The 26,629-nt window shown below is 74.0% G+C and carries 24 protein-coding genes and 1 pseudogene; 12 read left to right on the forward strand and 13 right to left on the reverse strand.

The window, feature by feature from the left end; translation table 11 throughout:
• Positions 1–327 precede the first annotated feature (327 nt).
• From QJS33_RS13120 to QJS33_RS13140, 5 genes are read left to right on the forward strand one after another with little or no spacing between them, the layout of a single operon-like run.
• The gene (locus QJS33_RS13120; RefSeq protein ID WP_306368225.1) at positions 328–1,482 is read left to right on the forward strand and encodes a Gfo/Idh/MocA family protein; all 1,155 of its coding nucleotides are present in this window, start codon (positions 328–330) and stop codon (positions 1,480–1,482) included.
• Positions 1,479–2,639, forward strand: a complete 1,161-nt coding sequence (locus QJS33_RS13125; protein WP_306368226.1) for a dihydrodipicolinate synthase family protein — start codon at positions 1,479–1,481, stop codon at positions 2,637–2,639. The genes QJS33_RS13120 and QJS33_RS13125 overlap by 4 nt, the downstream gene beginning before the upstream one ends.
• Positions 2,636–3,532 (forward strand): sugar phosphate isomerase/epimerase, encoded by an 897-nt coding sequence (locus tag QJS33_RS13130; protein WP_306368227.1) that lies wholly within the window; start codon positions 2,636–2,638, stop codon positions 3,530–3,532. Before QJS33_RS13125 ends, QJS33_RS13130 begins: the two co-directional genes overlap by 4 nt.
• A 25-nt stretch (positions 3,533–3,557) precedes the next feature.
• Positions 3,558–4,463, forward strand: coding sequence for a 5-dehydro-4-deoxyglucarate dehydratase (locus tag QJS33_RS13135; protein WP_306368228.1), 906 nt, complete (start codon positions 3,558–3,560; stop codon positions 4,461–4,463).
• Between the two features lie 4 nt (positions 4,464–4,467).
• Positions 4,468–5,544, forward strand: coding sequence for a mandelate racemase/muconate lactonizing enzyme family protein (locus tag QJS33_RS13140; RefSeq protein WP_306368229.1), 1,077 nt, complete (start codon positions 4,468–4,470; stop codon positions 5,542–5,544).
• Here the strand turns inward: QJS33_RS13140 and QJS33_RS13145 are convergent.
• The 6 genes from QJS33_RS13145 to QJS33_RS13170 form a co-directional block, all read right to left on the reverse strand.
• Positions 5,528–5,737, reverse strand: a complete 210-nt coding sequence (locus QJS33_RS13145) for a hypothetical protein (RefSeq protein WP_306368230.1) — start codon at positions 5,735–5,737, stop codon at positions 5,528–5,530. The genes QJS33_RS13140 and QJS33_RS13145 overlap by 17 nt on opposite strands.
• A gap of 14 nt (positions 5,738–5,751) precedes the next feature.
• Positions 5,752–6,786 (reverse strand): LacI family DNA-binding transcriptional regulator, encoded by a 1,035-nt coding sequence (locus QJS33_RS13150; RefSeq protein ID WP_306368231.1) that lies wholly within the window; start codon positions 6,784–6,786, stop codon positions 5,752–5,754.
• 82 nt (positions 6,787–6,868) lie between these two features.
• Positions 6,869–7,762, reverse strand: coding sequence for an NAD(P)-dependent oxidoreductase (locus QJS33_RS13155; protein ID WP_306368232.1), 894 nt, complete (start codon positions 7,760–7,762; stop codon positions 6,869–6,871).
• 44 nt (positions 7,763–7,806) lie between these two features.
• The gene (locus QJS33_RS13160; RefSeq protein WP_372339651.1) at positions 7,807–8,640 is read right to left on the reverse strand and encodes a PmoA family protein; all 834 of its coding nucleotides are present in this window, start codon (positions 8,638–8,640) and stop codon (positions 7,807–7,809) included.
• A 5-nt stretch (positions 8,641–8,645) separates the two neighbouring features.
• A complete protein-coding gene (locus tag QJS33_RS13165) occupies positions 8,646–9,806 on the reverse strand; it encodes a Gfo/Idh/MocA family protein (RefSeq protein ID WP_306368234.1) in 1,161 nt (386 codons plus the stop codon).
• Positions 9,803–11,116 (reverse strand): Gfo/Idh/MocA family protein, encoded by a 1,314-nt coding sequence (locus tag QJS33_RS13170; protein WP_306368235.1) that lies wholly within the window; start codon positions 11,114–11,116, stop codon positions 9,803–9,805. The genes QJS33_RS13165 and QJS33_RS13170 overlap by 4 nt, the downstream gene beginning before the upstream one ends.
• 423 nt (positions 11,117–11,539) lie before the next feature.
• Between QJS33_RS13170 and QJS33_RS13175 the strand changes: the two genes are divergently transcribed.
• From QJS33_RS13175 to QJS33_RS13185, 3 genes are read left to right on the forward strand one after another with little or no spacing between them, the layout of a single operon-like run.
• Positions 11,540–12,508: a carbohydrate ABC transporter permease gene (locus tag QJS33_RS13175; protein ID WP_306368236.1), complete on the forward strand. Its 969-nt coding sequence runs from the start codon at positions 11,540–11,542 to the stop codon at positions 12,506–12,508.
• Positions 12,498–13,376 carry a carbohydrate ABC transporter permease gene (locus QJS33_RS13180; protein WP_306368237.1) on the forward strand — a complete coding sequence of 293 codons (879 nt, stop codon included), beginning with the start codon at positions 12,498–12,500 and terminating at the stop codon, positions 13,374–13,376. The genes QJS33_RS13175 and QJS33_RS13180 overlap by 11 nt, the downstream gene beginning before the upstream one ends.
• A 25-nt stretch (positions 13,377–13,401) precedes the next feature.
• Positions 13,402–14,712 carry an ABC transporter substrate-binding protein gene (locus tag QJS33_RS13185; RefSeq protein ID WP_372339650.1) on the forward strand — a complete coding sequence of 437 codons (1,311 nt, stop codon included), beginning with the start codon at positions 13,402–13,404 and terminating at the stop codon, positions 14,710–14,712.
• Between the two features lie 78 nt (positions 14,713–14,790).
• On the opposite strand, the gene QJS33_RS13190 is transcribed toward QJS33_RS13185, so the two are convergent.
• The 4 genes from QJS33_RS13190 to QJS33_RS13205 are packed head-to-tail and all read right to left on the reverse strand — an operon-like array spanning position 14,791 to position 18,396.
• The gene (locus tag QJS33_RS13190; RefSeq protein WP_306368239.1) at positions 14,791–15,432 is read right to left on the reverse strand and encodes a response regulator transcription factor; all 642 of its coding nucleotides are present in this window, start codon (positions 15,430–15,432) and stop codon (positions 14,791–14,793) included.
• A gap of 23 nt (positions 15,433–15,455) precedes the next feature.
• Positions 15,456–16,625, reverse strand: a complete 1,170-nt coding sequence (locus QJS33_RS13195; RefSeq protein ID WP_306368240.1) for a sensor histidine kinase — start codon at positions 16,623–16,625, stop codon at positions 15,456–15,458.
• Positions 16,626–16,645: 20 nt separating this feature from the next.
• Complete coding sequence (locus tag QJS33_RS13200) at positions 16,646–17,482, reverse strand: ABC transporter permease (protein ID WP_306368241.1); 837 nt, start codon at positions 17,480–17,482, stop codon at positions 16,646–16,648.
• On the reverse strand, positions 17,479–18,396 hold the full coding sequence (locus tag QJS33_RS13205; RefSeq protein WP_306368242.1) for an ABC transporter ATP-binding protein: 918 nt from the start codon (positions 18,394–18,396) through the stop codon (positions 17,479–17,481). The genes QJS33_RS13200 and QJS33_RS13205 overlap by 4 nt, the downstream gene beginning before the upstream one ends.
• A gap of 274 nt (positions 18,397–18,670) precedes the next feature.
• On the opposite strand from QJS33_RS13205, the gene thrS reads away from it, so the two are divergent.
• The gene (gene thrS / locus QJS33_RS13210; RefSeq protein ID WP_306368243.1) at positions 18,671–19,909 is read left to right on the forward strand and encodes a threonine--tRNA ligase; all 1,239 of its coding nucleotides are present in this window, start codon (positions 18,671–18,673) and stop codon (positions 19,907–19,909) included.
• Positions 19,910–20,009: 100 nt separating this feature from the next.
• On the forward strand, positions 20,010–20,972 hold the full coding sequence (locus tag QJS33_RS13215) for an exonuclease domain-containing protein (RefSeq protein ID WP_306368244.1): 963 nt from the start codon (positions 20,010–20,012) through the stop codon (positions 20,970–20,972).
• 62 nt (positions 20,973–21,034) lie between these two features.
• Here QJS33_RS13215 and QJS33_RS13220 read toward each other — a convergent pair whose 3' ends face one another.
• Positions 21,035–22,174, reverse strand: coding sequence for a hypothetical protein (locus QJS33_RS13220; RefSeq protein WP_306368245.1), 1,140 nt, complete (start codon positions 22,172–22,174; stop codon positions 21,035–21,037).
• A gap of 601 nt (positions 22,175–22,775) precedes the next feature.
• On the opposite strand from QJS33_RS13220, the gene QJS33_RS13225 reads away from it, so the two are divergent.
• Positions 22,776–23,354 (forward strand): TetR/AcrR family transcriptional regulator, encoded by a 579-nt coding sequence (locus QJS33_RS13225; protein WP_306368246.1) that lies wholly within the window; start codon positions 22,776–22,778, stop codon positions 23,352–23,354.
• Complete coding sequence (locus QJS33_RS13230; protein WP_306368247.1) at positions 23,351–24,889, forward strand: MFS transporter; 1,539 nt, start codon at positions 23,351–23,353, stop codon at positions 24,887–24,889. The genes QJS33_RS13225 and QJS33_RS13230 overlap by 4 nt, the downstream gene beginning before the upstream one ends.
• 39 nt (positions 24,890–24,928) lie before the next feature.
• On the opposite strand, the gene QJS33_RS13235 is transcribed toward QJS33_RS13230, so the two are convergent.
• A complete protein-coding gene (locus QJS33_RS13235; protein WP_306368248.1) occupies positions 24,929–25,735 on the reverse strand; it encodes an alpha/beta fold hydrolase in 807 nt (268 codons plus the stop codon).
• A 328-nt stretch (positions 25,736–26,063) separates the two neighbouring features.
• A pseudogene (locus tag QJS33_RS13240) lies at positions 26,064–26,629 on the reverse strand (MFS transporter); the annotation flags it as partial.

The raw sequence follows: 26,629 nt of genomic DNA on the forward strand, positions 1-26,629 counted from the left end.
CTTTCCCTTTCCCGGGAACACGGTCGGACCATGGGACCGATTCCGGCCGACCGCCCCCGACGGCGGAGTCCGCCCAGGTCGGGCCCGCCGGGAGAACCGGGAGCGGGCAGGGCGCGCCCGCCGGGGCCCGGCGCCGCGAAGACGTCCGACCGCGCGCGCGACGAAGCAGCATCCGCGCGCCCCCGGCGGCGGATGACCAGCCTCTCAACGCCCGCGACCACCGCGTCCGGCCGCCCTCCGCCCTCGGCGGCACCGTTCGCCACTGGTGTGGAGACGAACTTTGCCGTAAGGTGGAAAGCGCTTTCACGAGAGAGGTGGTCACATCAGATGAGCGATCGCGTACTGGGCATCGCCATGAACGGCGTCACCGGGCGCATGGGATACCGACAGCACCTGACCCGGTCCATCCTGGCCATCCGCGACGACGGCGGCATCCCGCTGCCCGACGGCTCCCGGCTCCTGCCCGAACCCATCCTGATCGGCCGCTCCGAGCGCAAACTGCGCGAGATCGCCGACCGGCACGGCCTGACCCGGTGGTCGACCGACCTGGACGCCGTCCTGTCCGACCCGGAGGTCTCGGTCTACTTCGACGCCCAGATCACCCACGCCCGCGAGGCGGCCGTCCGCTCGGCCATCGCGGCGGGCAAGCACATCTACGTCGAGAAGCCCACCGCGTCCACCCTGGACTCCGCCCTGGACCTGGCCAAGCTCGCCGAGCAGGCGGGCGTGTGCAACGGCGTCGTCCAGGACAAACTCTTCCTGCCCGGCCTGCTCAAACTGCGCCGCCTGGTGGACTCCGGCTTCTTCGGCGAGATCCTGTCCGTACGGGGGGAGTTCGGCTACTGGGTCTTCGAGGGCGACTGGCAGCCCGCCCAGCGCCCCAGCTGGAACTACCGCGCCGAAGAGGGCGGCGGCATCGTCCTGGACATGTTCCCCCACTGGCACTACATCCTGGAGCACCTCTTCGGCCCGGTCCGCAACGTCACCGCCCGCACCGCCACCCACGTCCCCCGCCGCTGGGACGAGAACGGCGCCCCCTACGACGCCACCGCCGACGACGCCGCCTACGGCATCTTCGAGCTCCAGGGCGGCACCATCGCCCAGATCAACTCCTCCTGGAGCGTGCGCGTGAACCGCGACGAACTGGTGGAGTTCCAGGTCGACGGCACCCACGGCAGCGCCGTGGCGGGCCTGCGCTCCTGCCGGTTCCAGCACCGCGCCCGCACCCCCAAGGCCGTGTGGGACCCCGACGCCGCCGACCCGGGCCGCTACCGCGAGCAGTGGGAGGACGTCCCCGACAACACCGACTTCCCCAACGGGTTCCGCGCCCAGTGGGAGGGCTTCCTGCGGCACGTGGCCACCGGCTCGCCCTTCCCCCACGACCTGCTGTCGGGGGCGCGCGGTCTACAGATGGCCGAGGCCGGGCTGGAGTCGGCCCGCACCGGCCGCACCATCGAACTCGGCGAGGTCTCGATCCGATGAGCCCCCTGCCGCTGCCCGAGGGAGACGGCTCCCTCGCCCCCTTCACCCCCACCGGCCCCGCCGCCGACACCTCCCCCGTCCCCCCGTCCCGCACCCGCACCGCCTACGCCGCCGCGCACGTGGTCGCCGACCCGCTGTACCCCAACGCCCCCGGCGCCCCGGCCGTCCTGGACTGGGACGCCACCCTGGCCTTCCGCCACCGCCTGTGGGACCAGGGCCTGGGCGTGGCCGACGCGATGGACACGGCCCAGCGCGGCATGGGCCTGGACCCCGACACCGTCGCCGAGCTGATCCGGCGCTCGGGCGCCGAGGCCGCCGCCCGCGGCGCCGCCCTGGCCTGCGGAGTGGGCACCGACGCCCTGGAGCCTTCGCACGCCGACCTGGAAAGCGTTATCACCGCCTACGGCGACCAGCTCGACCTGGTCCACAAGGCCGGGGCCGTCCCCGTCCTGATGGCCTCACGCGCCCTGGCCGCCGTCGCCACCGGACCCGGCGACTACACCCGCGTCTACTCCGCCCTGCTCGACCGCGCCCAGGGCCCGGTCATCCTGCACTGGCTGGGCGCGGTCTTCGACCCCGCCCTGGCCGGGTACTGGGGGTTCACCGACCCGGCCGACGCCATCGAACCCGTGGCCGCCCTGATCGCCGACCACGCCGACCGCGTCGACGGCATCAAGGTGTCCCTGCTCGACGCCGGCCTGGAGGTCCGGCTGCGCCGCCTGCTGCCCGCCGGGGTGCGCCTGTACACCGGCGACGACTTCCACTACCCCGACCTCGTCCTGGGCGACGACCACGGCCACTCCCACGCCCTGCTGGGCGTGTTCGCCGCCATCGCCCCGGCCGCCGCCCGCGCCCTGGCCGCCCTGGACGCCGGGGACACCGACCGCTACCGGGCCCTGCTCGAACCCACCGTCCCGCTGGCCCGCCACCTGTTCTGCGCGCCCACCCCCCACTACAAGACCGGAATCGCGTTCCTGGCCTGGCTCAACGGCCACCAGTCCGGGTTCCACATGGTCGGCGGGATGCAGTCCGCCCGCGACCTGCCCCACCTGGCCCGCATCCTGCGCCTGGCCGACGCCGCCGGGGTCCTCACCGACCCCGACCTGGCCGTCGAGCGCATGCGCACCCTGCTGCGCGTGGCGGGGGTGGAGCGATGAGCACCCCCGTCCCCGCCGCCGTGGACGTCCCCACCGGACTCCCGGCCTGCGTCCCCACCCCCGAGCCGGGCGACCCCCGCCTGGCCCGGCTGTCCCTCAACCAGGCCACCGTCCGCCCGAGCACCCTGGTCCAGGCCGTCGACGGCTGCCTGCGCGCCGGGGTGCCGGCGATCGGCCTGTGGCGCGAACACGTCGCCGACCTGGGCCTGGACAAGGCCGCCGCCCTGGTGCGCCGCTCGGGCCTGCGGGTCACCTCCTACTGCCGGGCCGGCTTCCTCACCGGCCACGACCCGGCACCCGCACTGGACGACAACCGGCGCGCCATCGACGAGGCCGCCGCCCTGGGCGCCCCGGTCCTGGTCATGGTCGTGGGCGGCCTGCCCGAAGGCGACCGCGACCTGCCCGGGGCGCGCGCCCGCGTCACCGACGCCCTGGCGGTACTGGCCCCCTACGCCGCAGAACGCGGCGTCCGCCTGGGCCTGGAGCCCCTGCACCCGATGTTCTGCGCCGACCGGGCGGTGCTGTCCACCCTGGACCAGGCCCTGGACCTGGCCGAGGAGTTCCCCGCCGAGGCGGTCGGCGTCACCGTGGACACCTACCACGTGTGGTGGGACCCCCAGGTGCAGGCCCAGATCGCCCGGGCCGGCGCGGGCGGGCGCATCGCCCTGTTCCAGGTCTGCGACTGGATCCTGCCGCTGCCCGCCGACGCCCTGCTGGGGCGGGGCATGGTCGGCGACGGCCACATCGACGTGCGGTCCCTGCGCGAGTCGGTGGAGGCCGCCGGACACACCGGCGACATCGAGGTCGAGATCTTCAACGCCGACATCTGGGCGGCCGACATCGACGACGTCATCGCCACCACGGCCCGCCGCCACACCGAACACGTCCTGTGACCCACCCCCTCCCCTGAGGAGAGCCATGCGCTTCGACGGAATCCTCTTCTTCCCCCTCACCCCCTTCGGCCCCGACGGCGACGTGGACCTCGACGTGCTCGCCGAGCACGTCGCCTCCGGGATCTCCCACGGCGCCGGCGGGGTGTTCACCGCCTGCGGCACCGGGGAGATCCACGCCCTGTCGGCCGCCGAGCACACCGCCGTGGTCGCCCGTACGGTCGAGGTCGTCGCCGGCGCCGTGCCGGTGGTGGCCGGCGCGGGCGGCAGCGTCGCCACCGCCGCCGAACAGGCCCGCGCCGCCGAGGCGGCGGGCGCCGACGCCGTCCTGCTGCTGCCCCCGTACCTGGTCGCGGCACCGCAGCGGGGGATCGTGGAGTACGTGCGCACCGTCGCCGCCGCGGCGGACCTGCCGATCATCGTCTACCAGCGCGGCACCCTGGTCCTGACCCCCGAGACCGCCGCGGAGATCGCGGCCCTGCCCGCCGTGGTCGGGATCAAGGACGGGGTCGGCGACCTGGGGCTGATGCACCGGATCGTGCTCGCGGTACGGCAGGTGCGCGGCGAGGACTTCACGTTCTTCAACGGGCTGCCCACCGCCGAGCTGACCGTCCCCGCCTACCGGGGCGTGGGGGTGCCGCTGTACTCCTCGGCGGCGTTCGCCTTCGTACCCGAGGTGGCCGACGCCTTCCACAGCGCGATCGAGACCGGCGACCCGCTGGCCGGCCGGCTCCTGGCCGAGTTCTTCGACCCGCTGGTGGGCCTGCGCGACCGCTCCCCGGGATACGCGGTGTCCCTGGTCAAGGCCGGTGCGCGGCTGCGCGGTGTCCCGGTGGGCGGGGTGCGTGCGCCGTTCGTGGACCCCACCCCGGAGGAGGAGGCCGAACTGGCGGCGCTCATCGAGACCGGGCTGACCCTGGTCGGGAAGGGCTGAGCACGTGCGCGTCACCGGGATGCGGGTCCGCGCCCACCGCCTGCCCCTGCACCGGGCGTGGGACGGAGGGGTGGACCGCAACGACATCGTCGTGGTGGAGGTGGACACCGACACCGGACTCACCGGGACGGGGTTCTCCTGGACCCCGCTCATCGGCGCCCGCTCGGTGCGCGCGCTCATCGAGGACGACCTGCGGCCCGCCCTGGTGGGCGGGCCCGCCCACCCCGCCCGCTGGGACGAGCTGCGCCGGCACCTGCGCGAGGCGGGCACCGCCGGCATCACCCTGATGGCGCTGGCCGCGATCGACATCGCCCTGTGGGACCTGGCGGCCGAGGCCGCCGGGCTGCCCCTGGTGGAACTGCTGGGCAGGCGCCGGCAGACGGTGCCCGCCTACGGCAGCGGCGTCAACCTGGACTACCCCCTCACCGACCTCCAGGACCAGGTGCGCGGGTGGCTGGCGGCCGGGCACCGGGCGGTGAAGATCAAGGTCGGCTCACCCGATCCGGCCCGCGACGCCGAACGGGTCCGGGCGGTGCGCACCCTGCTGGGCGCGGACGGCCTCCTCATGGTCGACGCCAACCAGCGCTGGGACGTGCCCGCCGCGGCCCGCGCCCTGGCGGCGCTGGCCGAACACGACCCGCACTTCATCGAGGAACCGCTGCCCGCCGACGACCTGCGCTCCCACGTCCGGCTGCGCTCGCGCACCCCGGTGCCGTTCGCCCTGGGCGAGAACCTGCGCACCGTCGAGGAGTTCGAGCGCTACATCGACGCGGGGGTGTGCGACATCGCCCAGCCCAACGTCGTGCGCGTGGGCGGCATCACCCCGTTCCTGCGCATCGCCGAGACGGCCGACCGCCGGGGCGTGCCGGTCGCCCCCCACCTGCTGCCCGAGCTGTCCGGGCAGCTGGCCCTGTGCCTGTCCCGACCAGCGATGGTCGAGGACATCGACCGCGCCTCCTTCGCAGCCCTGGGGGCATTGGCCGCCCCCAGCGGTGTGCGGGTGGAGCGCGGGGCGCTGTCGGCGGACACCGGCCTCGGGCACGGTGTGGTGTTCGCCGACACGCTCACTCCCCTCCCCTAGCACCGGACGGGACGGGCGGCGGGGCGCTGCGGCGCCCCGCCGCCGCGCCGGACACCGCGGGCACCAGCGCGGTGGCCCGCCGCAGCCGTTCCGCGAACTCCTCCACCGCGGGCCCCGCGGCCCGCCCCCGGGGCAGCGCCACGTACACCGGCCGCCCCGACCTCGCGGACCGGGACCTGTCGGCGATCCTCACGGGCTGACCCCTGCTCAGGGGGCGGTGGGCGGCGCGGTGCTCTCCCGCGCCACCACCTCCCCCGGCACGGTCACCACCCGGAAGTCGCCCTCATGGTCCACGTCCAGGGCCAGCTCCGCGGCCTTCTCCCCCATCTCCTCCAACGGCAGCCGCACCGTGGTCAGCGCCGGGGTCAGATCACGCAGGGTCGGAATGTCGTCGAACCCGGCCACCGACAGGTCCCCGGGCACCTTCATCCCCAGATCGCGCAGGGCCGCCATCGCCCCGGTCGCCATCACGTCGTTGACCGCGAACAGACAGGTGGCGTCGGTGCCCAGCGTCATCAGCCGCCGGGTGGACTCGTACCCCCCGTCCCGGGTGAACGCCCCGTGCATCACGTTGTTGTGGTCCAGGGCGATCCCCGCCGCCGACAGCGCCCCGTGGAACCCGTCCAACCGCTCGCGGGCGGTGCGCAGGTCGCTGGGCCCGGCCAGGATCGCGAACCGGCGGTGGCCCAGCCCCACCAGGTGCCGGGCCAGGGCCGCCGCCCCCGACGCGTTGTCCGGGCTGACCGTGTCCGCGGGCAGGCCCGGCTGCGACACGCACGCCACCCGCCCGCCCTGGCGGCGGAACGCCTCGATCTCCCGGGCCAGCCGGGCGTTGCTCTCCTCGTCGGTGGACCGCGACCCCACCAGGATCACCGCCTTGGCCCGGTGCGAGCGCAGCGCGGCCAGCACCCGGCCCTCCTTCTGCACCGACCGGCCGGTGGTGCCCAGCACCAGCACCAGCCCCTGCTCCTCGGTGCACCGGGTCACCCCGGCCGCGATCGACGAGAAGTAGGGGTCGGAGATGTCGTGCACCAGCAGCCCCACCAGGGAACTGCTGTTGCGCGCCAACGTCTGGGCCGAGGCGTTGGCCAGGTACCCCAACTGCTGCGCGCTGGCGGTGACACGGTCCCGCAGCCGCTGGCTGACCTGCCGGGTACTGCCGTTGATGACCCTGGAGGCGGTCGCCAGGGAGACCCCGGCGTGCTCGGCCACCTGTTCCAGCGTTACGTACCCCGAGTCCACGCCCCTGGCCCTTCTCGTCCCACGTCCTGGAAAACTCTTTCCCAGGGTAGCCGAGCGGGCGGTGCCCCGACGCTGCACCGCCTCACCCCGCCCGGTCGACGCGCAACAGGTCGCGCCAGGAGGCCCGGGGCTCCCACCCCAGATCCCGGCGGGCCTTGTCACTGGAGAACACCGCCCGCCCGTCGGCCAGCGCCCCGGCCACCGGCGCCGAACCGGGGTGCAGACGCGCCATCAGGGCGTCCACCGGCCCCTCGGCCAGCGGGTCGGCGGCCACCGCGTTGTACACCCCGCCGTGCTCGGCCCGCCCCGGATCCTCCACGATGCGGGCGAACAGGTCCGCCGCGTCGGCGGCATCCACATAGTTGAACAGCGACGTCCCCGCCAGCCCCGGGTCGGCCACCCGCTCGGCCATGGTGTGCCCCAGCTGGGTGGGCGCACCCGCCCACTCCTGCGGGGCCACAACGTATCCGGGCCGCACCGCGCACAGCACGCAGTCCCCCGAGGTCCGCGCCAGCGCCCGCACCGCCTCCTCCACGATGAGCTTGCTGAGCCCGTAGGCGTGCCAGGGCGCGACCGGGTGCTCCTCGTCCAGCGGCAGGTACCGGGGCCGCCACCCGGGGGTGTTGTAGCCGTACACGGTCGGACTGGAGGCGGCCACCGCCACCCGGGCGCCGTGCTCCACGGCCGCCCCCAGCACCGCCCAGGCCAAACCCGTGTTGACCTGGAGGGTCTCCACGTCGGGGCGGGCGAACGGCACCGCGATCCCGGCCAGGTGCACCACCGCCTCGGGGCGGGCGGACGCGAAGACGCCGGACCGCGCGTCCGCGTCCAGCAGGTCCGCGACCAGGCCCGCCACCCCGGGCGGTGGATCGGCCGGCGCCAGGTCCACCGAGGTCACCTCGTGCCCTCGGGCGGCCAGGGCCGCGACGACACTGCGGCCCAGCCGCCCCGATCCTCCGGTGACGAGCACACGCATGCGGGGTCTCCTTCTTTCGTTTCGAGTGCAGCGGAGTGCACGGGTCAGGGCAGGGCGATGACGGCCGCCGCCAGGGCGTCCGCGTCCTCGGGGTGCCCGTCGGTGACGGCGGTGCGCAGACTCCTGGTCAACACCCGCCCCGCGGGAAGCGGCAGCCGCTCCTCCCACGCCAGCGCCGGGCCGACCCCGGGGTACTCCTCGGCGCGCACGAACCAGGGGTCGGTGTGCCCACCGGGCTGATGGAACAGCAGGGTCCACGGCCCGCCCGCGTCCCCGGCCAGGGCCAGCCAGTCCGCCCGCGACCCGTGCAGCGCCTGCTCCCCCCGCATGCCCCGCGGCCCCAGGACCCGGGGTGCGGTGGGGCCGATCGGGGCCCGCCAGAACAGCCCCCCGTACCCGGCGCCGGGGCGGCCGTTGGTGGCCGGGCTCCCGATGGACAGATCACGGCCGCAGGTGTTGCGCAGGGTGCAGTCCAGGTCCAGCACCCAGGTGGACCCGTCCAGTCCGCGGGCCCGCCAGCGGCGCTCCTCGCGCAGCAGCTCCTCCCGCCCGGGCCCCGTCCAGGACACCTCCTCCACCCACCCGCCCTCCGGGTGGGGGACCGGGCCCCGCGAGCTCTGACGCCCGTGGTTGTCCAGCAGCACCGACCCCCGGTCGGGGGTGAAGGTGCGCCCGCCCCAGAACGTGGTGCCCGAGACGTCGGGCACCGCCACCCCCACCCCCAGGTGGTGGCGGTGGTCCTCGGGGACCACCTCGGTCACCACGACCCCGGCCCGGGTGCGCACCGGGTGCAGGTACGGGCGCGGGGACAGCCGCGGTTCCATGTCGGCCCCGTCGTTCCACACCGCCGCCGCGACGCCGTCGCCGTCGATCCCCATCCTCATCACGGGCCTACCTCCGGGTTCGTCCGCGCCCAGGGGACGTCCAGCTCGCGGAACAGGGACAGGGACTCGGCGGCGCGGGCGACCAGGTCGGAGACGCCGTGCACGGTCCGGTGGACGGCGCCGTCCTCCTCCCACACCCGCTGGTGTTCCAGGCCGATGGGCGCCGGATCGGGTCCGGTGCGCACCGCCTCCACCACGTGCACGAACCCGCGGGTGGCCGCCGGGGGCACCAGCAGCGGGGTCCCGTGGCGCAGGTGGTCGACCAGGTCGGCCACCAGGTGGCGGCGCGGGTGGGTCGTGGTCAGCGGCGCCCTGCCCGGCCGGTGCACGGTGACCCGGTCCAGCGTGTACTCCAGCTCGATCCGGCCGCGCTCGCCGTGCACCACCAGCACCGGCGGAGCGCTGTCGGGCGCGCACAGCGTCACCGCCAGCGCCACCGTCGTGCCCCCGGCGGTGGTCAGCCGCACCGCCGAGGTGTCGTCGCTCTCGATGGGGTGGGCCCGGTACAGGTCCAGCTCGATGTCCGAGGGGGCGTGGGCGCCCTCCCCGGTCAGGGCCAGCGCGGTGGCGGTCGCGTGCGCGAACGGGTTGGTGACCGCCCCGTCCACCACCTCGCGCCCGTCCAGGCGCCGCCGCCCCGCCCAGGGGGCGCGGGCGTAGTACGCCGAGGTGCGCTTCCACGCCCCGGAGCCGCCGATGCCGCGCACCCGCCCCACCGCGCCCTCGGCGATCAGGGCGCGCACCGCGTCCACGGCCGCCGACCCCAGGCTCTGGAACCCGACCTGGCAGGCCAGCCCGGCCGCGTCGACCGCCTCCACCAGCCGGTCCAGCTCGGCCAGGGTGGCGGTGGTGGGCTTCTCCAACAGCACGTGGGAGCCGTGCTCCAGGACGGTCAGGGCCAGCGGCAGGTGGGTGTGGATGGGGGTCACCAGGACGGTGACGCGCGCCCCCGTCCGCTTCAGGGCGGTGGGCAGGTCGTCGAAGAAGGGGACGGGCCCGTGCCCCTCCAGGTCGTCGCCCGGCACGGGCGGCACCCGGTCGCACACCCCCGCCAGGTGCACCGTTCCGGCCTTGGCCAGGGGCAGCAGGGAGCGCAGGTGGGAGCGGCCGTGGCCGTGCAGGCCCACCAGCAGCAGCGGCACCGGCCCGGCGGCGCTCACGCGTCCTTCCCGGCGAGCAGGTCGGCGACGCGCACCGGCGTCCCCGCGGCCATGGAGGCGTTGGCGGCCAGCCCGGTGAGCAGGGCGTTGCCGCCGTCGGCGTGGTCGGGGCGGATGCCGTCGTCCAGCCGGCCCAGCAGGGCGTCGAGCATGGCGGTGTCGCCGCCGCCGTGGCCGCCGGTGCCGACCTCCACCGGGATCTCCTCGGGCTCCTGCCAGTGGCGGCGCAGGAGCAGCCGGGAGACGGTGTCCTCCTTGGGCGCGGGCATGCCGCGCACCGGGTTGTCCTCGGTGCGCCCCGCCACGGTGCGGTCGAACTCCACCATGTCCAGCTCCAGACGGCCCCGGCTGCCGGTGACGGCCAGCCGGTACCCCTCCCAGGGGGCGTAGGCGGTGAGGTGGTAGGTCAGGCGGGCCCCGGTGTCGTAGCGGACCAGGACCGACATGTCGTCCTCGATGGTGATGCCGGGGCCGAACACGTTGAGGTCGCGACGGTAGCCGTCCTCGTGCTCGGCGTCCAGGTACAGGGCGCTCAGGTCGGCGCTGTCGGCCAGGTGCAGGGCGAAGGGGTCGGCGTCGGCGGCCGCGGAGCCGTGGCCGCGCTCGTAGTCGGCGGCCAGGCCGTGCCGCCTCCCGTTCTCGTCGCCGTAGAAGAACAGCCGGCCGGAGGCGAAGACCTCCTCGGGGCGGGCGGCGATCCACCAGTTGACCAGGTCGAAGTGGTGGCTGGCCTTGTGCACGAGCAGGCCGCCGGAGTTGGCCTTGTCGCGGTGCCAGCGGCGGAAGTAGTCGGCGCCGTGGCGCAGGTCCAGCATCCATTCGAAGTGGACCGAGCCGACCTCGCCGATCGCGCCGTCGGCGATGAGCTCGCGGACGCGGCGGTGGACGGGGTTGTAGCGGTAGTTGAAGCCCACGGTGACCCGGCCGCCGGTGCGCTCGCGGGCGTCCTCGATGCGGCGCAGCCCGTCCAGGTCGGTGGTCATGGGCTTCTCGGTGATGACGTCGGCGCCGTGCTCCAGGGCGGCGACGATGTAGTCGGCGTGGGTGTGGTCGACGGTGGCCACGATCACCTCGTCCACGGCCTGCTCGGTGAGCATGCGGGAGAAGGCGTCGGCGGCGTAGGTGGGCACGGGGTCCAGGCCCGCCTCGGCGACGATCCCGTTGTGCACCGCCATGCGGGTGGCGTTGGTGTCGCACAGGGCGACCAGGGCCCCGTGACGGCGGTGGGAGCCGGCCAGGGCCCGGGTGTACATCCGGGCCCGGGAGCCGGTGCCGACGATCGCGTACCTGCGTTGCGTGGTGTGGTTCACACCAGGATGGTAAACGCTTTCCCAAGCGAATCACAATGCCCGGGAGCGATCCCGCGCATGAAACGGGTGGGGCGCACGGGGCGAACAAGGGGATGAAACAGTCACAAAAGAGCAGGTTCTTCCCGAAGAAACCCCTGCCCGGCGGGCGAACCGGAAGGTAACGATCCGGGCGGCGCTTGCCCCGCAAGAGGAAACCGGGCGTTGACACCCATGTAACCCGGTGCTAGAAACTGATCATCCTAGTAGCTGGATAGCGCTTACCAACTCATAACCTGCGTCTTTCCGCAGTGTTCTCGGACACAAGGGGTCATCGGCCCCCGTCCCGCACCCTCCCCGATCAGATTGGCGGTCCGTGACCATGCACCCTGGTACGCGCGTCTCCACCTCACGGTCGGAGACCGCCCCCACAGGAGGCGGATCCCTGTGAGCGCGCTCCTCCAGCGCGGCACCCGCCCGGCGGCGGCGCCTCCGGCCCCCGCCGGCCGCGGCCGCCGCGCCCCCACGGGCGGCACCGGCCGCCGCAAGCGCGAGAACCTCGCCGCGTACGGCTTCCTCGCCCCCTGGTTCGTGGGCCTGGCCCTCATCACCGCCGGCCCCCTGCTGGCCTCGCTGTACTTCTCCTTCACCGACTACAACCTCATCGGCGACTACGACTTCGTGGGCCTGGCCAACTACGAGCGGATGTTCGAGGACGAACGCCTGCACAGCTCCCTGCGGGTCACCTTCGTCTACGTGTTCGTGTCGGTGCCCCTCCAGCTCGCGCTCGCCCTGGCACTGGCGATGGTCCTGGACCGGGGCGTGCGCGGCCTGGCCCTGTACCGGTCGGTGTACTACCTGCCCTCCCTGCTGGGCGGCAGCGTCGCCGTCGCCATCCTGTGGCGTCAGGTGTTCGGAGCCGAGGGCCTGGTCAACCAGGTCCTGGCGGTCTTCGGCATCCAGGGCGAGGGGTGGGTCTCCCACCCCGATTACGCCCTGAGCACCCTGATCGTGCTGAACGTGTGGACGTTCGGCGCACCCATGGTCATCTTCCTGGCCGGGCTGCGCCAGATCCCCGCCATGTACTACGAGGCCGCCGCGGTGGACGGGGCCGGGCCGCTGCACCGCTTCTGGCACATCACGGTCCCCATGCTCACGCCCATCATCTTCTTCAACCTGGTGCTCCAGATCATCAACGCCTTCCAGACCTTCACCCAGGCGTTCATCGTCAGCGGCGGCACCGGCGGCCCCTCCGACTCCACCCTCTTCTACACGCTCTACCTCTACCAACGGGGGTTCGGCGCGTTCGACATGGGCTACGCCTCGGCGATGGCCTGGCTCCTGCTGATGATCATCGGGGGATTCACCGCGGTGAACTTCCTCGCCTCCAAGTTCTGGGTCTTCTATGGCGACTGACACACGGCTCCCCGCCCGCTCCCGCGGCACCGGTGAGCGGAACGAGCGCATCCGGCGTCTGCTCACCCACATCGGCCTGATCGGCTTCGGCCTGATCATGCTCTACCCGCTGCTGTGGATGCTGTCGAGCTCCTTCAAACCCACCGCAGAGATCTTCCGGGAACCGGGGCTGATCCCCTGGAACTTCACCCCGGAGAACTACAGCGAGGGCTGGACCGCCCTCCAGTACCCCTTCCACCACTACCTGCTGAACTCGGCGATCGTGGTGGGCGGGTCCATCATCGGCAACCTCATCGGCTGCTCCATGGCCGCCTACGCCTTCGCCCGCCTGGAGTTCCGCGGCAAGCGGCTCTTCTTCGCGGTCATGCTGGCCACCATCATGCTGCCGATCCACGTGGTGATCGTGCCCCAGTACATCCTGTTCGCGGAACTGGACTGGATCAACACGTTCTACCCGGTCATCGTCCCCAAGCTGCTGGCCACCGACGGGTTCTTCATCTTCCTGATGGTGCAGTTCATCCGCGGCCTGCCCCGGGACCTGGACGAGGCCGCCCGCATCGACGGCTGCGGCCACGTGCGGATCTTCCTGCGCATCATCCTGCCGCTGTCGATGCCCGCCCTGGCCACGACCGCGATCTTCACCTTCATCTGGACCTGGAACGACTTCTTCAGCCAGCTGATCTTCCTCACCCGGCCCGACATGTACACGGTCCCGGTGGCACTGCGCACCTTCGTCGACTCCAGCTCCCAGACCTCCTGGGGCCCCCTGTTCGCCATGTCCGTGGTGGCGCTGGGCCCCGTGTTCGGATTCTTCCTCGCCGGCCAGCGCTACCTCGTCAAGGGCATCGCGACCACCGGCATCAAGTAGCAGAGATCGAGAGGACCGACCCCCTATGTCCCCCGTGAACAAGCGTCGCGCCCGCCGACCACTGGCGCTCGCCGCGACCGCGACCGCCCTGGCCCTGGCCGTCACCGCCTGCGGAGGCGGCGGCTCCGAATCCGAGGACGGCGTCGTCGAACTGCGCTACTCCTGGTGGGGCTCCGACGACCGCCACTCCACGCTCCAGCAGGTCATCGACATCTTCGAGGCCCAGAACCCCGACATCCGGATCGTCGCGGACTACACCGACTGGGGCTCCTACTGGGACAAGCTGGCCACCTCCACCGCGGCCGACGACGCCCCCGACATCATGATGCAGGAGGAGCGCTACCTGCGCGAGTACGGCGACCGCGGCGCCCTGGCCGACCTGTCGCAGCTGGAGGGCCTGGACCTGTCCAAGATCGACCCGCTGGTCGCCGAGAGCGGCGACCTGGACGGCGCCACCTACGGCATCGCCAGCGGCGTCAACGCCTACACGATCCTGGCCGACCCCGAGGCGTTCGAGGCCGCCGGGGTGGAGATGCCCGACGACACCTCCTGGACCTGGGAGGACTACATCGAGCTGTCCGCCGAGATCACCGAGGCCTCCGGCGGCGACATCGTCGGCACCCAGAGCATGGCCTACAACGAGCAGGGCTTCCAGATCTTCGCCCGCCAGCACGGGGAGCGCCTCTACAACGAGGACGGCAGCCTGGGCTTCTCGGAGGAGACCCTCACCGCCTGGTTCGAGATGACCCAGGAGCTGCTGGACAACGGCGGCCAGCCCGAGGCGTCCCAGAGCGTGGAGATCGAGGCCGGCGGCCCCGACCAGTCGGTGCTGGCCACCGGCACCGGCGCCATGGCCCACTTCTGGACCAACCAGCTGGGCGGCCTCACCGAGTCCTCCGGCAGCGAGATCGAACTGCTGCGCTACCCCGGCGAGTCCACCGCCGAGCGCACCGGCATGTTCTTCAAGCCCGCCATGTTCTACTCCGTCTCCGCCGGGTCCGAGCACCCGGAGGAGGCCGCCCGCTTCGTCGACTTCATGCTCAACAGCACCGACGCCGCCGAACTGATCCTGTCGGACCTGGGCCTGCCCGCCAACGTGGACGTGCGCGGCAGCATCCTGAGCTCGCTGCCCCCGGCCGACGAGCGCAGCGCCGTGTTCCTGTCCGAGGTCGAGGACGACATCGTGGACGGCAACCCGCCGCCGCCCATCGGCGCCGGCCAGGTCGTGGAGATCACCAAGCGCGTCACCGACTCGATGGCCTTCGGCGACCTCACCCCGGAGGAGGCCGCGCAGCAGTGGATCTCCGAGGTGGAGACCGCCATCGGCGCCCAGTGACCCGGTGACCCGGGTGTGAACGCGGGGCCGCACCCCTCGGGTGCGGCCCCGCCGCCGTACCCGCCGGGTGCGGCCGTATCACGCCCCCAGGTAGCGCAGCACCGCCCGCACCCGGCGGCTGTGCCCGGTGCCGTGGTCCAGGTCCAACTTGTCGAAGATCGCGTTGACGTGCTTTTCCACCGCGCTCAGCGACACGTGCAACCGCTCCGCGATCGCCGGGTTGTTCCACCCCTGCGCCATCTGCTCCAGCACGTCGCGCTCACGCGGCGTCAACCGGGCCAGCGGATCGGGCCGGGCGTGCGCCAGCAGCCGCCGCACCACCTCCGGGTCGAACGCGGCCCCGCCCGCCGCCACCCGCTCCAGCGCCGCCAGGAACTCGCCCACCTCCGACACCCGGTCCTTGAGCAGGTACCCCACCCCGCCCGGCGAACCGGCCAGGAGCTCGGTGGCGTAACGCCGCTCCACGTACTGCGACAGCACCAGCACCGCCACCCGCGGGTGCCCGGCACGGATGTCCAGCGCCGCCCGCAGCCCCTCGTCGGTGTGCGTGGGCGGCATCCGCACGTCCACCACCGCCGCGTCCGGCCCGTGCCGGGCCACCTCGGCCACCAGCGCTTCGGCGTCCCCGACCGCCGCCGCCACCTCGTGCCCCTCCTCCTCCAGCAGGCGCACCAGTCCCTCCCGCAGCAGGACCGAGTCGTCGGCGATCACCAGACGCATGGACCCTCCACCTTCTTCCGACCTCAGCCGGACAGGACCGCGCGGACCGTGGTCGGCCCGCCCGCGGGACTGTCCACCGACAGTGTGCCGTCCAGCGCCGCGATCCGCCGCGCCAGCCCCGTCAACCCGCCCCCGGCCGGGTCCGCACCGCCCCGGCCGTCGTCCCACACCCGCAGCTCCCAGCCGCCGCCGTCACCGGTCAGGTGCACCGCCACCTGCCCGGCCCCGGAGTGCTTGACCGCGTTGGTGATGGCCTCCCGCGCCACGAAGTACAGCGCCGTGGCCGGCACCCCCGCGGGCGGCGGGTCGGCCGCCACCCGCACCGTCACCGGCAGCGGGCACCGGTCGGCCACCTCCGTCAGCGCCGCCTCCAGCCCCAGGGTGTCCAGCGCGTTGGGGTAGACCCGCCAGGCCACGTCCCGCAGCTCCTCCAGCAGCACCAGCGCCTCGGCGTGGGCGTCGCGCACCAGCGCCGCCGCCCGCTCCGCGTCGCCGCCGCGCCGGGCCCGGCCCAGCAGCATCGACAGCGCCACCACCCGCTGCTGCACCCCGTCGTGCAGGTCGCGCTCGATCCGGCGGCGCTCCTCGTCCACCGCCCGCACCACCTCCGAACGCGTGCGGGTCAGCTCGTCGATGCGCCGCACCATCAGGTCCCGGGTGCTGGGCCCGACCAGGCGGCGGGCCAGCAGCGCCTCCACCGCGGCGACCGCCTCGGTGGCCGCCCACAGCAGCCCGGCGGTGCCCAGGCCGAAGATCGCCCCCATGGACAGCGAGGACACGTGCATCCGGACCCCCGTCATCCGGATGTCCACCGCGGAGGCGCCCCCGGTGAGGGCGTCCCACACCAGGCCGCCCGCGAACAGCACGGCCAGCCCGCCCAGCACGAACAGCAGCAGCGAGGACACCAGCGCCACCGGCAGCCGGGCCAGCAGGTACAGCACCCGGGGGCGCACCCCCGCGTCGGGGTGGACCGCCGACCCGTACCAGCGCGCCAGCCGGCCCAGGTCCCGGTCGGCGATCCGCACCGCCCACCCCGCCGCCGCGGGGCGCAACGGCGGCCACAGCGCCACCGGCACCGCCAGCACCCACAGCACGGTGACCGCGGCCGTCACCTGACCGGCCGACGCCCCCGCCAGGGAACGGACGAACCGCAGCGCCACCGCCGCGACCGGCTCCCACCAACGACCCGCCACCGCGGCCCTTCCCCCGTTCCTCAGGCGTCGCGGCGGGCGAGCACCAGTGCGCCCACCGCCGACGCCGCCGCCGACCAGCACAGGATTACCACGCCCGCGGAGAACGGGCCGATGCCCACCGGCCCCAGCGCCAGGTCGGTGTCCATGAAGGCCGCGCCCGCCACGAACAGCGTCCGCTCGCTCCAGAACACCGACGTGTCGCCGCCCATCATCAGCAGCATCACCGGCAGCCCCACGACCAGAAGGAACAGCGCGGTCAGCGCCCCGGCCACCGACCGCAGCGCCGCACCCGCCCCCAGCGCCGTCACCGCGACCAGCGCGAGGTAGGCGCCCTGGCGCAGCACGGACACGACCGCCGCGCCCGCCTCCAGCGTTCCGTACCCCGCCAGGTAGGGGTGCGACATCACCGCGAAGGCCAGCACCGTCCCGGCCGACGCGGCCACCGCCCCCAGCACGAACGCGAACCCCGCCGTCACGACGGCCTTGGCCGCCAGCAGCCGCCACCGCACCGGGACCGCCTGCAACGAGGCGCGCACCGCCCCGGAGGAGTACTCGGTGGTGACGACCGGCAGCACCAGGCCGATCACCACGAACTGCACCACCCACAAGGTGGCGTAGACCGCCATCTCCGCAGCGGGCACCTGCGCCACCGGCACCGTCCCGTTCTGGGCGTTGGAGACGGTGGAGACGGCCACCGACGGCGCCACCGCGCACATCAGCGCCAACGCCGCCGCGGCACCCCACCAGGTGGTGCGCACCGACCGCAGCCGCACCCACTCGGCGGACACGGCCGCGGCCAGGTCCGACAGCGCACGGCGCGGCCCGGCCGGGCGTTCGACGACGGGGGCGGGGGTCATGGGCGTTCTCCGTCCCGGGCGGTGTACTGCACGGCGTTCTCGGTCAGTTCGCGGTAGGCCTGCTCCAGGGAGGCGTCGCGGGTGCGCAGCTCGTGCACCACCACCCCGGCCCGGTGGGCCAGCTCCCCCACCCGCTCCGTCCCCAGGCCGGTGACCACCAGTTCGGTGGGTCCGGCCCGCTCCACCTCGGCGCCCTCGGCCGCCAGCGCGGTGACCAGGTCCTCGGGGTGGGGGCTGCGCACCACCACGGCCGTCCAGGCGCTGTGCGCCAGCACCTCGGCCAGCGGCGCGTCGGCGATGAGCCGCCCCCGCCCGATCACCACCAGGTGGTCGGCGGTCAGCTGCATCTCGGCCATCAGGTGGCTGGAGACGAACACGGTGCGCCCCTGCCCGGCCAGCTCCCGCATCAGCTCCCGGATCCACCGCACCCCGTCGGGGTCCAGCCCGTTGACGGGCTCGTCGAACAACAGCACACCGGGGTCGCCCAGCAGCGCCGCGGCGATGCCCAGCCGCTGGCTCATGCCCAGCGAGAACGTGCCCGCCCGGCGGCGGGCCGCCCCCTCCAGCCCCACCCGCTCCAGCACGTCGTCCACCCGCCGGTCGGGGATGCGGTGGGTGCGGGCCAGCGCCAGCAGGTGGGCGCGGCCGCTGCGGCCCGGGTGCACGGCGCGGGCGTCCAGCACCGCGCCCACGTGGTGCAGCGGCCGGTCCAGCTCCCGGTAGGGGCGCCCGCCCACCAGCGCCCGCCCCGAGGTGGGGTGGTCCAATCCCAGCACCATGCGCATCGTGGTGCTCTTGCCCGCACCGTTGGGCCCCAGGAACCCGGTGACCCGCCCGGGGCGCACCTCCAGGTCCAGGGAGTCCACGGCGAGCACGTCGCCGTAGCGTTTGGTCAGTCCCCGCAGGGTGATCATGGCCCTCCCGCCATCGCTTCTCGACGGTGTCCATGCTGGTCGCCGCACCCCGGCCCGGACCATGGTGCCGCCCACCGACGAGGGGTGCGGTTTTCCGCAGGACACCGCCGGGGGTCCTCTGGTACGGTCACGGCATGATGCAGCGCGCCCTGAGCACGACGACGCCGGAGATGCCACCGGCGCGCTGACTCCTGCACTCAGCCAAGCCCCGGGGCGCACCGCCCCGGGGCTTCGCGCATCCGGCGGTCCGCCCCCGCACCCTCGGGAGGAACCCGTGACCGCCGTCGACCACCGCCGCCTGGGCCGCGACCTGGACCTGTTCGACACCGACCCGCTCATCGGCGCCGGGCTGCCGTTCTGGCTGCCCGACGGCGCCACCGTCCGCCACACCCTGGAGGAGTACGTGCGCGGCCTGGAACGCGAGGCCGGGTACGTGCACGTGTACTCCCCCGCCCTGGGCAAACGCGCCCTGTACGAGAGGTCCGGGCACTGGTCGCACTACCGCGACGGCATGTTCGGCCCCCTGGACGACGGCGGCGACCAACTGGTGCTGCGCCCGAGCCTGTGCCCGCACCACGCCCTCCTCTACCGGTCCCGCGCCCGCAGCCACCGGGAGCTGCCGCTGCGCGTCGCCGAACTCGGCGACATGTACCGCCACGAGCCCTCCGGGTCGCTGGGCGGCCTCACCCGGGTGCGGGCCATCCGCCTCAACGACGCCCACGTCTTCTGCACCCCCGACCAGGTGGTGGACGAGACCGCGGCCGCCCTGGACCTCATCGGCCGCGCCCACCGGGCCCTGGGCATCACCCCGGTCCGGTACCGGCTGTCCCTGCCCGGCCCGGGCGATCAGGACCGGCGCGGCAAGTACGCGGGCGAGCCCGCCGTGTGGGAACGCGCCACCGGCCTGCTGGTGTCCGCCCTGGAGCAGGCCGGCCTGGACTGGGAGGAGGGGCCCGGCGAGGCCGCGTTCTACGGTCCCAAAATCGATGTGCAGATCGCCGACCCGGCCGGACGCGAGTCCACCCTGTCCACCGTCCAGGTCGACCTGCACCAGCCCGAACGCTTCGACCTGCACTACACCGGCCCCGACGGGGCCCGCCACCGGCCCGTCATGGTGCACCGCAGCGTCATCGGCAGCATCGAACGGGTGGTCGCCCACCTGATCGAGGTGCACCGGGGGGCGTTCCCGGCCTGGCTGGCCCCGCTCCAACTGGTCGCCCTGCCGGTGTCCCCCGGCCAGGAGGAGGCCGCCGCCTCCCTGGCCGACCGCGCCAGGCGGCGCGGACTGCGCGCCGACACCGCCGCCGCGGACCACGGCGCCCTGGGCGCCCGCATCCGCGAGCACCGCCTGGTGCCCTACCAGGCGGTCATCGGCGCCCGCGAGGCCGCCGAGAACACCGTGTCGGTGCGCCTGCGCGACGGCCGCCGCCTGCCCGCCCTGCCGGTGGAGGAGTTCCTGGACCGGGCCGCCGCCCTGGCGGCCGCCCGCACCACCGGCCTCTGGGACGCGTGAGGGTCTCCGGCGCCGGGGGCCGACGATCCCGTTCGGGCCCCCGGCGCCGGAATACGGCGATAGCCTCGACACGTCACCACTGTGCGAGGAGGGAACCGAGGTGTCGGACAGCTGGACCGCGATCGACTTCGAGACCGCCAACCAGGACCGGGGCAGCGCCTGCGCCGTCGGCCTGGTCAAGGTGCGCGACGGAGTGATCGTCGACCGCCACACCACCCTGATCCGCCCGCCCGCCGGGATCGACTTCTTCTCCCACCACAACATCGCCGTCCACGGCATCACCCCCGACGCCGTCGCCGACGCCCCCACCTGGCGGACCGTGCACGCCCGCATCGTGGAGTTCACCGACGGCGACGCCCTGGTCGCCCACAACGCCCCCTTCGACATGGGCGTCATCGCCCAGGCCTGCGCCCGCACCGGCCTGGCCACCCCCGGCTGGGACTACGCCTGCACCCTGGCGCTGTCCCGCCGCACCTGGGCCGAGCTGTCCGACCACCGGCTGCCCACGGTCAGCGCCCACATCGGCCACCGGGTGACCCACCACCACCGGGCCGACGCCGACGCCGAGGCGGCCGCCCGCATCGCCATCGCCGCCATGGAGCGCCACGGCACGGCGTCGCTGGCCGAGCTGGCCCGGGCCGCCGGCGGCGGCCTGCGCCGTCTGGCGCCCGTCGCGGCCGCGGTCCCCGCACCGGCGCCGGTGCGGGAGTCGCCCGCGCAGGACCGGTTCGCCCGCTGGCAGCGCGCCGCCCAGGCCGAACTGCCCGCCCCCTCCCCCGACGCCGACCCGGCCGGCCCCCTGTACGGCAAGGTCGTGTGCGTCTCGGGCGACCTGGAGTCCATGGACAAGCCCGAGGTGTGGCGGCGCATCGCCGAGGCCGGGGGCACCCCCGCCAAGAACGTCACCAAGAAGACCGACGTCCTCGTGATCGGGAGCCACGACGGGGGCGGCAAGACCTCCAAGCACCGCCAGGCCGAGACCTACGCCGAGCGCGGCCAGCGCATCGCCTTCGTCACCGAGGCCGACCTGCTCGTCCGGCTCGGCATGACCACCGGAGCCTGACCCGCACCTGCGGAAAGAAAGGGGGCCGCCCGCACCGCTCGGACGGCCCCGGGCACCGGCCCCTACCGCTGCCGGGGGAAGCGCAGGATCGCCCCGTTCTCCGAGGCGGGCTCCCCGTGCTGTAGCACCTCCACGAACCCGGCGTCGGTCATCGCCGCCGAACGCAGCATGAGCGCGCTGGCGGGCGCCTTGAAGGCCTTCTCCGGGTCGTCCAGATCCCCGGGGTTCGCGGCCACCAGGATCGGCTCGGCGCGCGAGCCCCACAGGTCGGGCTCGTCCTCGCGCTGGGCCCCCAGCAGCAGGGTGCGCACCCGGGCCTCCGACAGCATCGACAGCGTCGGCTCCGTGCCGCGCACGGCCTGGTCGTGCGCCAGCTTGCGCTCGAACTCGTCCAGGACCTCGTCGTGGGAGTCGGCGACGAAGGCGCGCAGCGCCTCCGCGGCGCTCCGGTGCAGCCGCTCCTCCGCGTCGGGGCCGCCGCGGCCGCCCGGGACCACCTGGATCGGGATGGTGAGCTTGCGCCGCTCGTGCATGTTGTCGCGCAGGTAGGCGATGGCCTCGTCGTCGCCGCCGACGAAGATGATCCGGGCGTCCACCTCGGCCACGGCCTCGCGCACGATCTCGGCGAGCCGCGCGGTGTTCTCCCGCCACGTCTCCACGGGGTGGTGCTTGGGGTTGAAGTCGCCGTTGTACCCGCCCCGGCTGCCCGGGCCGCCGCGCCCCATGGTGTCGATGTTGTGCAGGTCATCGCCGGTGAAGTGCTTCTCCGAGACCGGGACGGGGTCGGGCACCCCGTCGTAGGAGTACACCTTCGCCTTGACGCGGTCCAGGGCCACCAGCACGTACGGCAGGTACCGGCCCCGGTCCACCACCAGCGGCAGCGCGTCGGGGACGGACGACCACAGCACCCGGTCCTGGGAGGGCGGCTCGCTCAGCGTGTACTCCCCCAGCAGTCGGCCGTCGGAGGCGTACAGGATCTGGCCGTGGTCGCCGAACGAGCGGGAGCGGCCCTCGCCGACCGCCTCCTCCAGCACGTCCAGGGTGGCCTCGTCGGTGCCCAGATCGGCGAGTTCCTTGCGCAGGTGCCGCCAGCGCAGTTCGATCTTCTTGTCGGCTTCGATGGTGGCCCGGCTGGTGTCCAGGTGCACCGAGGCCACCGGCGCGTCGGTCTCGTACAGCGGTCGCAGAAAACCCAGGTCCATGTATCCGCGGGGCGCGGTCCAGGCCTCGCCCCGCCCACCTCCTTCTCGGGGTCGGCCTGTCGGCCATCCTCAGGTCAGGGTGCTGCCACCGTAACCGCCCACGTCGGGGGCGATGCAAGTCCTTGCCCAACGATGCCCCGACCTTGCCCGAAGCGGGGCATCGGACCCGACGGAACGCGCACGCCCGAAGTCGGGTCCGGACACCGGCGCGTTCCGTAGCGTCGGAGGCGAACGAGAGGACGTGGACCGTGCTGGACCGACCGAACCGGGCGCTGGACCTGGTGGAGCAGGACACCTCGCGGCCGGTGGACGTGGCGGGGATGGCGCGCGGCGCTCACCTCCGAGTACCACCTGCGCCGCCTGTTCACCGCCCTGGCCGGGATGCCCCTGTCGGAGTACGTGCGCAGGCGGCGGCCGACCCTGGCGGCGGTGGAGGTCGTCGCCGGCGCCCACCACCGGCTCCGGGGCGGTGCACCGCCGACAGCGCCCCGACCAGGGCGGCCGCCTCGCGGAACACCGCTCCGCGGCCCGCGGAACCCACCCCCCGCCGGAAAAGAACAAACGTACATGTACATTTGTTCTGGAAACCGGGAGGCGCACCATGGAACGGACCGACCGCGACCCGCCCCGCACCCGCGACCCCGAACGCCGCCGCCGCGCCATCGTCAAGGCCGCCGCCGACCTCATCGTCGGCGGGGGAGCCGCCCGCCTCACCCACCGCCGCGTCGCCGCCCGCGCCCAGGTCTCCCTCGGATCGACCACCTACCACTTCTCCTCCCTGGCCGAACTCAAGACCGCGGCCCTGGAACACCTCACCCGCGAGGGAGAGGTCTGGCTGGAACGGGTGCGCACCACCCTGGCCGACCACGACGGCGACCCGCGCGGCCTGTGCGACCTCATCGCCGACTACCTCGCCGACCGCGCCCAGGTCACCACGGACTTCGCCCTGGCCGCCGCCGCGGCCGACGACCCCGCCCTGCGCCCCCTGGCCCTGATCTGGTTCGACGGGCTGGTCGAGGCCCTGTGCGCCTACACCGACCCCGACACCGCCCGTGCCGTCGCCGTGTTCACCGACGGCGCCCTCATCCACGCCCTCCTGCACGACGCCCCCCTGGACACCGCCGCCCTGTACCGCTCCATCACCGCGCTCCTGAGCGCGGCCCCCAGGAGAACCCCGTGACCGCCCAGCCCCCGCCCGGCACCACCACGCCCCCCGCCCCGACCCGGCGCCGCCGCTGGGCCGGACTGGCCGTGCTCTCGGCCAGCCTGCTCGTGGTCGCCATGGACATGACCGTCCTCAACGTGGCCCTGCCCGACCTGTCCGCCCGCCTGCGCCCCACCGCCGCCCAGCAGCTGTGGATCATCGACGTCTACTCGCTGGTCCTGGCCGGGCTCCTGGTCCCCATGAGCGCCCTGGCCGACCGGTGGGGCCGCCGCCTCGTCCTGCTCGCCGGATTCACCGTGTTCGGCGGCGCCTCCCTGCTGGTCCTGCTCGCCGACACCCCCGCGGCCGTCATCGCCGTGCGGGCCCTGCTCGGCGCGGGCGGCGCGATGATCATGCCGACCACCCTGTCCATGATCCGCAGCCTGTTCCCCGACCCGCGCGAGCGCGCCACCGCCCTGGGCGTGTGGGCGGCCACCTCCTCCCTGGGCATGGCGGTGGGACCCATCCTGGGCGGGCTGCTGCTGGAGCACTTCACCTGGCACGCCGCGTTCCTGGTCAACGTGCCCGTCATGGCCGCCGCCCTGATCGCCGGGCTGCTCCTGCTGCCCGAGGTCCGCGACCCCGCCCCCGGCCCCTGGGACGCCCCGGCCACCGTGCAGGCCGTCGCAGGGATGGTCGGCCTGGTCTGGGCGGTCAAGCACTTCGCGAAGGTCGGCGCCGGAGACCCGGTGGGCTGGGCCGTGCTCGCCGCCGCCCTGGGCGTGCTCACCTGGTTCGTACTGCGCTGCCTGCGCCGCCCCGCCCCCCTGCTGGACGTGCGCCTGTTCGCCCGCCGCCCGTTCACCGCCGGGGTGCTGGCCGCACTGACCTCCATGATGGCCATGGCGGCCCTGCTGCTGCTCGTCGCCCAGTGGCTCCAGCTGGTGCTGATGCTCTCGCCGTTCATGGCCGGGGTGTACCTGACTCCCATGGCGGCGGGCGCGGTCGTCGCCTCACCGCTGGCGCCCTGGGCGGCCGACCGGATCGGGGCGCGCGCCGCCCTGGCCGGCGGACTGGCCGTGGCCGGCACCGGCCTCGCCCTGCTCTTCGCCGCCCCGGCCGCCGTCCCCGTGGTGCTGACGGCGCTGCTGCTGCTCGGCTGCGGGGCGGGGGCGCTCACCATCGCCTCGGCCATCATCATGTCCGGCACCCCCGCCGCCAAGGCGGGCAACGCCGCCGCCATCGAGGAGACCGCCTACGACCTGGGCAACGTCCTGGGGGTGGCGATCCTGGGCTCCATCGCCGCCGTCGTCTACCGCGGCCGCCTGGACACCTCCGGCATCACCGGACCCGCCTCCGCCGAACTGGGCGCCGCCCGAGAATCCCTGGGCGCGGCCCTGGAGATCGCCGAACGCACCCACAGCACCGAACTGGCCTCACGGGCGGGCACGGCGTTCACCGCGTCCCTGTCCCAGACCGGGCTCATCGGCGCGCTCGTGATGTTCACGGCGGCCGCGGCGGTCTTCGCCCTGGTCCCGCGCGACCTGGACCTGCACACCCAGCACCACTGAGGCGCCGGCGGCCCGGGGCACGGGGCTCGGTGCCCGGGGTCAGATGCGGGTCCGGCTCAACCGGGTGCGCGAGCGCTCCAGGAACCGGCGCAGCACCTCGTTGAACCGCTCGGGCCGCTCCAGGTTGGGCAGGTGCCCGGCGCCCTCGATGATCTCCACCACCGAGTCGGGGATGCGCACGTGCATGGCCTCGGTGAAGTCCGGCGGGGTGAACCCGTCCTCCTGCCCCGCCACCAGCAGCGTCGGCGCCGAGATACGGCGCAGCAGCGGCAGGTGGTCGGTGCGCTCGGCGCGGCCCAGCAGCGCCGCCGCCGCACCCTCGGGGGGCGCCGCGTACATCATCGCGCGCACATGGTCGGCCACCGCGGGCAGGGCCCGCACGTTGGCCTCGGTCATCATGCCCACGAGCATCTCGTCGGTGTAGCCGGCCATGCCCTCGGCGCGCAGCCGCGCGGCCACGGCCCGCCGGGAGGCGCGCCCCTGCTCGGTCTCGGCATAGGGGTTGGTCGCGGCCAGGCCGAGGGAGTCCACACGGTCGGGGAAGAGCCGACACAGCTCCAGGGCGATCTGGCCGCCCATCGACAGCCCCACCACCCCCACCGAGTCCAGGCCCAGGTACTCCAGCAGGGCCGCCAGGTCGCGGGCGAAATCGTCCATGGTGGTGACGCCGGGGACGACCGTGGTACGGCCGTACCCGCGCAGGTCCGGCACGATCACCCGGAAACCACGCCCGGCCAGTGCCCTGACCTGCGGCTCCCACAGGGTGTGGTCGAAGGGGTGCCCGTGCACGAACAGCAGCGGATAGCCCACGCCGCGGTCCACATAGTGGATATCGATACCGCGCACGCGGGCTGTGCCCGTTCCGTCACCGTTCACCGGGTTCGTCTGATGTGCCACAAGAAACGATGCTATTCACGTGCGCAAGAGCGTCGATCCGTGGGGGGCCGACCAACAGGCCGCGCAAAGCGAAGAGAAGGGGGCCGCAGGCGGTCCCTCGACGCCTACGGCCCGCGCACACCGCGACCGCCGTCCTCGGGCACGGTGCCCACGTGGTGAAGACCACCACGTCCTCATCGGGGTCCAGGACACCCGACTACTAGGAGGAGACGCCCCGGGCCCCGATCGGGTTCGGTCCCCGCGACGACTTCATCGCAGGAATCATGCCCCCGCCACCTCACCGGTGAAACTTTCCGACCCGGTCCGGTCGTCCCCTGCGCCCCAGGACGCACGCCGCCACGAGATAGGGAGCGGCGAACACCGCGAACGCCCACCCGTGCCCGGTCAGCGCGAACACCGCCGCGTACAGCGGGTAGGCGGCCGTGGTCACCAGATCCGTCCCCAGCCCCGCCACCGAGGTGACGGTGGCCCGGCTCGGCCCGGTGATGCGGTCCTGCAAACGGGCGTCGGCCACCACACAGGCCGCCTGGCACACACCGAAGCCCGCCCCCAGCAGCACCCACCCCGCCGCACCGCCCAGCAGGGCCCCGGCGGCGATCGCCACCGCCGCCGCCCCCAGCAGCACCGCGAACCCACGGGCGGGCAGCCGCGAGGCCGGACCGGCCAGCAGGCCGCCCACGGTCACCCCCGCCCACACCACCGCCAGCGCCGCGGGCACCGCCGCGGGAGCCACCCCGTGGGCGGACGCCAGCTGCGGCACGTGCTCGTCGCGGACCCCCCAGAGGGAGGTGACCACGACCAGCGGCACGATGGCGCGGCGCACCCGCCGGTCGTGCCGGGCCT

Origin of the sequence: Nocardiopsis sp. CC223A, assembly GCF_030766825.1 — a bacterium.
Taxonomy (GTDB): domain Bacteria; phylum Actinomycetota; class Actinomycetes; order Streptosporangiales; family Streptosporangiaceae; genus Nocardiopsis.

Coding starts and splice junctions, on each gene's coding strand:
- QJS33_RS13185 (WP_372339650.1), top strand. CDS start 13,402: ATGTCCCCCGTGAACAAGCGTCGCGCCCGCCGACCACTGGCGCTCGCC.
- QJS33_RS13225 (WP_306368246.1), top strand. CDS start 22,776: ATGGAACGGACCGACCGCGACCCGCCCCGCACCCGCGACCCCGAACGC.
- QJS33_RS13205 (WP_306368242.1), bottom strand. CDS start 18,396: ATGATCACCCTGCGGGGACTGACCAAACGCTACGGCGACGTGCTCGCC.
- QJS33_RS13190 (WP_306368239.1), bottom strand. CDS start 15,432: ATGCGTCTGGTGATCGCCGACGACTCGGTCCTGCTGCGGGAGGGACTG.
- QJS33_RS13120 (WP_306368225.1), top strand. CDS start 328: ATGAGCGATCGCGTACTGGGCATCGCCATGAACGGCGTCACCGGGCGC.
- QJS33_RS13160 (WP_372339651.1), bottom strand. CDS start 8,640: ATGGGGATCGACGGCGACGGCGTCGCGGCGGCGGTGTGGAACGACGGG.
- QJS33_RS13125 (WP_306368226.1), top strand. CDS start 1,479: ATGAGCCCCCTGCCGCTGCCCGAGGGAGACGGCTCCCTCGCCCCCTTC.
- QJS33_RS13200 (WP_306368241.1), bottom strand. CDS start 17,482: ATGACCCCCGCCCCCGTCGTCGAACGCCCGGCCGGGCCGCGCCGTGCG.
- QJS33_RS13220 (WP_306368245.1), bottom strand. CDS start 22,174: ATGGACCTGGGTTTTCTGCGACCGCTGTACGAGACCGACGCGCCGGTG.
- QJS33_RS13135 (WP_306368228.1), top strand. CDS start 3,558: ATGCGCTTCGACGGAATCCTCTTCTTCCCCCTCACCCCCTTCGGCCCC.
- QJS33_RS13130 (WP_306368227.1), top strand. CDS start 2,636: ATGAGCACCCCCGTCCCCGCCGCCGTGGACGTCCCCACCGGACTCCCG.
- QJS33_RS13155 (WP_306368232.1), bottom strand. CDS start 7,762: ATGCGTGTGCTCGTCACCGGAGGATCGGGGCGGCTGGGCCGCAGTGTC.
- QJS33_RS13180 (WP_306368237.1), top strand. CDS start 12,498: ATGGCGACTGACACACGGCTCCCCGCCCGCTCCCGCGGCACCGGTGAG.